Consider the following 4,230-nt stretch of genomic DNA (forward strand, 5'->3'; position numbering starts at 1 on the left):
AGCACGCCCGGCGTCCAGGGCCCGCCGCGGCCACTTCGTCCGGGCCGGCATCGTGGCCAGCCTGATGGTCCGGTCCGTGCGGCAGGCGAAGCGGTCTGCCGGTTCGCCCGGGGCTGCATTCGGCCGGGACCGCAGGGATGCCCGCCGGCTAGCTCCAGTCGCTCATCCAGTACCGCCGGCGGGCACCGTCGGACAGCGTCAGCGGCTGGACCAGCACCCCGGCCGGGCGGCGGATCCACCACAGTCCGGTCTTCCGCTTCTCGGCCCAGGTCGAATAGCGGTAATGGAATATGCGGGCTCGGACATACTTCGGCGCTTCGCCCTCGAACGGGTCCATGCGCAGCAGGCGCAGCGTCGGCTTGTCCGCGTCCAGCAGCTTGCGCAGGAACGGGATGAACCAGCTCTCGCCGCGCGACCCCAAGGCCAGGAACCACATCAGCCAGTCCAGCCGCAGGTGGTAGGGGGCGAACTGCCGGGGCATCCGGCCGGGGTCCCCCGGCTTGCCCTTGAACTCGTATTCCCGCCACGCGGTGCCGTCCAGGGACCCCTCCACGATGATTTCGTAGCGCTGGCGGGTGATCGTGCCAAAGGCGCCGTAGGCATTGCCCAGGTGCCAGCGGTTGAAGCTGGTGTTCATTAGCTGGTGGCGGGAGAGGAGGTTGCGCGCCGGCCAGTAGCTGAGCACCAGCAGCAGGACCGACACGGCCAGCACGACGACGGTGAACCAGGCCGGCGTCGGCGCATAGGGGGGCGTGAAATTGCCCAGGCCCGGCACCACGGCCTGGACCGCGTAATCGCCGACGGCGGCAAAGGCGATGATGATGGTCAGCCAGTTCAGCCAGGCGAAGTTACCTGACAGCACCAGCCACAGCTGCGTGACAATGACCACGGCCGCCGCGATGCTGCCCACCGGCTGCGGCGCAAAGAGCAGGAACGGCACCACCAGTTGGGCGATGTGGTTGCCCAGCACCTCGACCCGGTGCAGCGGTTTGGGCAGGTGGTGGAAGAACCAGCTGAGCGGGCCGGGCATCGGCTGGGTTTCATGGTGGTAGTAGAGGGCGGTGAAGTCGCGCCAGCAGCGGTCGCCGCGCATCTTGATCATCCCGGCGCCGAATTCCAGCCGGAAGGCCAGCCAGATGAACAGCAGGAGAATGGGAAGCGGCGGAGCCACCTCGTTCGAGCCCAGGAAGGCGGCCATGAAGCCCGCCTCCAGCAGCAGGGTTTCCCAGCCGAAGGAATAGAACGTCTGGCCCACGTTCACGATCGACATGTACAGGCCCCACAGCAGCAGGAACGCCAGCATCGGCAGCCATGGCGGCCCGGCCTGCGGCAGCCCGGCCACCAGCAGCGCCGCCACCGCCGCCCCCGCCCACGCCACGGCCAGCAGCAGCCCGTCCGAATAGCGCCAGCGGAAGAGGGTCGGACCCCGCGCCCCGGACCAACCCAGGTAGCGCGGCACCGGCAGCAGCCCGTGCTCGCCCAACAGCGCCGGGAACTGGGCTGCAGCAGAGAGGAACGCAATCAGGTAGACCGCGGCGATGCCCCGCTGCAGCACCTGCCGCGCCAGTTCAAACCCGTCGGCGCTGAACCACTCCATGGCAGTTTCAACGTTAGAACGGCACCGAAAGCTGTCAAGGGCTGCCGCCGCACGGGCGTCAGGCGAGCGCTTCGCGCACCGCGGGAGCTACCTCGCGCCCGTAAAGCCCGATGCTGGTCATCAGCTGCTCGTGCGGCAGCGTGCCCAGGCTGTACTTCAGATCGAAGCGGGACAGGCCCAGCCCCCGGACCACCTTGACGATCTTGGCGGCCACCGTCCCGGGCGAGCCGACGAACAGGGCCCCGTCCGGACCGGCCTCGGCTTCGAACTGCGCCCGGCTCATCCGGCCCCAGCCGCGCTCGCGGCCGATGCGTTCCTGCATCTGCACGTAGTGCGGCCACATTTCCTCCTTCGCCTGCTCATCGGTGGCGGCGATGTAGCCGGGCGAGTGCGCGCCGACGGGCAGGGCGGGCCGGCCGAACTGCTTCAGCGCCCGTTTGTACAGGTCCACGAACGGGGCGAAGTTCAGCGGCGCCCCGCCGATGATCGCGAGCATCAGGGGCAGCCCGTAGTGTGCGGCGCGGACCACCGACTGCGGGGTGCCGCCGACGGCGATCCAGGTGGGCAGCGAGCCGGAGGCGGTGGGCGGGTAGATCGCCTGTTCCCGCAGCGCCGGCCGGGTGCGGCCGGCCCAGCTGACCGGCTGCTCCCGGCGCAGCTCGGTGAAGAGGTTCAGCTTTTCGTCGAAGAGTTCGTCGTACTGGCTCAGGTCGAAGCCGAACAGCGGGAAGGACTCCGTGAAGGAACCCCGGCCCAGAATCACTTCGGCGCGGCCGTTGGAGACGGCGTCCAGCGTGGCGAAGCGCTGGAAGACGCGCACCGGGTCGTCCGAGCTGAGCACGGTGACGGCGGATCCGAGGCGGATGCGGCGGGTCCGGCCCGCGATGGCGGCCAGCACCACCTCCGGGGCGGAGACGGCGAAGTCCTCGCGGTGGTGTTCGCCGATGCCGATGAAGTCCAGGCCCAGCTCGTCCGCGAGAACGGCCTCCTCGACCACGTTGCGCACCACCTGGTCGTGCGGCAGCAGGTTCCCGTCCGCGCCGACGGTGACGTCCCCGAACGTGTCGAGGCCGAGCTCGATTGTGTGTGCCATGGTGCGGCGCCTCTCTCCTCCAAAATTCAATGCATATGCATCTTTACATGCAACGGGGGGGCACGGGCACACTATTCCGGTCCTCGCGGTTACCGCCTTTACGAGAAGTACTCTGCGAGCCCGTCCAGCAGCCGCTGCACATCCTCGTCGGAGGTGTACGGGGCGGGCCCGATCCGCAGGCCGCCGGCGTCGCCGAGGCCGAGCCGGCGCGAGGCTTCCACGGCGTAGAAGCTGCCCGCCGGGGCCTGGACATCCCGGCCGGCCAGGAACCTGCTGACTTGGGCAGCCTCATGCCCGCGGAAGCTGGCCAGCAGGGTGGCGGTGCGCGCGGCCGACCGCGAATGCACGGTCGCGGCGTCGAGGCCGGCCAGGAACTCCTCTACCCTGGCCAGCAGGCCTGCCTCGCGCGCTTCGATCGCCGCGAAGGCGCCGGCCAGCCGTTCGCGCCGGCCGCCCGTCCCGCCGAGCGAAGCGATGAAGTCCACCGCCGCCGTTGCCCCCGCCAGCAGCTCGTACGGGAGGGTGCCGAACTCGAAGCGCTCGGGCACCGCGTCGGTGGAGGGCAGCAGCTTGTCCGGCCGGATGGACCCGAGCAGGTCCGGCTCCGCGGCCAAGACGGCGCAATGCGGGCCGAAGAACTTGTACGGCGAACAGACGAAGAAGTCGGCCCCGAGCGCGCGGATGTCCACGGCCGCATGCGCCGCGTAGTGCACCCCGTCCACGTAGAGCAGCGCCCCGGCCGCATGGGCCAGCCGCGCGATGGCCGGTATGTCCGGGCGGGTTCCGAGCAGGTTGGATGCCGCGGTGACGGCCACCAGCCGCGTGGCCGGTCCCACGGCATCGGCCACCTGGTCCATGCACAGTCCGGCCGTGTCCGGGTCGACACCGATCCAGCGTACCGTGGCGCCCTGCCGCGCCGCGGCCTGTACCCACGGGCGGATGTTGGCGTCATGGTCCAGCCGGGTGACGACGATTTCGTCCCCGGGGCCCCAGTCCCGGCCCAGATGGCGGGAAAAGTCGTAGCCGAGCTGGGTGGCACTGCGCCCGTAGACCACTCCGCGCGGGTCGGCATTGAGGAAGTCCGCGAAGGCCGAACGGAAGCCGGCCACCGCCTGCTCCGCGTTCCGCTCCGGGAGCAGGTTGGTGCCGCGGTTGGACAGCGGTCCGGTCAGCGTCGCCGCAACGGCCCGCCCGACGACGCCGGGGGTCTGGGTGCCGCCGGCACTGTCGAAGTGGGCGATGCCCGAGGACAGGGACGGGAAGTGGGTGCGCAGCCGGGCAATATCGAGAGCCATCTCGGGAGCCATGACGATCCTTCCGGGCGGATGGTTCCGATCATAGCCGCGCCCGCCGACAGGGCGGCCGGCACCGGGTGCCGTCCGTGTCTCGCTGGTGCCGGACGGCGGGAGAATGGTGCCCATGAACGGGTCCCTCCAGGCGGAGCGCCGCCGGGCGGCGCTGGGCACCGCCGCCTTCGCCGTCGTGCCTGCAACCGCCGCCGGCGTCATTCCGTGGGCGCTGACCCGGTGGCGGGTGCACC

Annotated in this window: 3 protein-coding genes; all 3 read right to left on the bottom strand. The window is 70.4% G+C overall.

Features of this window, described 5'->3' with window-relative positions; genetic code table 11:
• Positions 1–148: 148 nt before the first annotated feature.
• Entirely contained in the window at positions 149–1,597 is a 1,449-nt protein-coding gene (locus ACFQ36_RS21120) for a lipase maturation factor family protein (RefSeq protein WP_377017251.1), read from the bottom strand.
• Positions 1,598–1,655: 58 nt separating this feature from the next.
• Positions 1,656–2,690 carry an LLM class flavin-dependent oxidoreductase gene (locus ACFQ36_RS21125; protein WP_377017253.1) on the bottom strand — a complete coding sequence of 345 codons (1,035 nt, stop codon included), beginning with the start codon at positions 2,688–2,690 and terminating at the stop codon, positions 1,656–1,658.
• Positions 2,691–2,788: 98 nt separating this feature from the next.
• A complete protein-coding gene (locus ACFQ36_RS21130; RefSeq protein ID WP_377017255.1) occupies positions 2,789–3,997 on the bottom strand; it encodes a cysteine desulfurase-like protein in 1,209 nt (402 codons plus the stop codon).
• Positions 3,998–4,230: the final 233 nt, after the last annotated feature.

Origin of the sequence: Arthrobacter sp. GCM10027362, from assembly GCF_042679445.1 — a bacterium.
Classification (GTDB): Bacteria; Actinomycetota; Actinomycetes; order Actinomycetales; family Micrococcaceae; genus Crystallibacter.

What these genes read in the sequence shown, in the direction of transcription:
- ACFQ36_RS21130 (WP_377017255.1), bottom strand. Translation starts at nt 3,997, where the DNA reads ATGGCTCCCGAGATGGCTCTCGATATTGCCCGGCTGCGCACCCACTTC.
- ACFQ36_RS21125 (WP_377017253.1), bottom strand. Translation starts at nt 2,690, where the DNA reads ATGGCACACACAATCGAGCTCGGCCTCGACACGTTCGGGGACGTCACC.
- ACFQ36_RS21120 (WP_377017251.1), bottom strand. Translation starts at nt 1,597, where the DNA reads ATGGAGTGGTTCAGCGCCGACGGGTTTGAACTGGCGCGGCAGGTGCTG.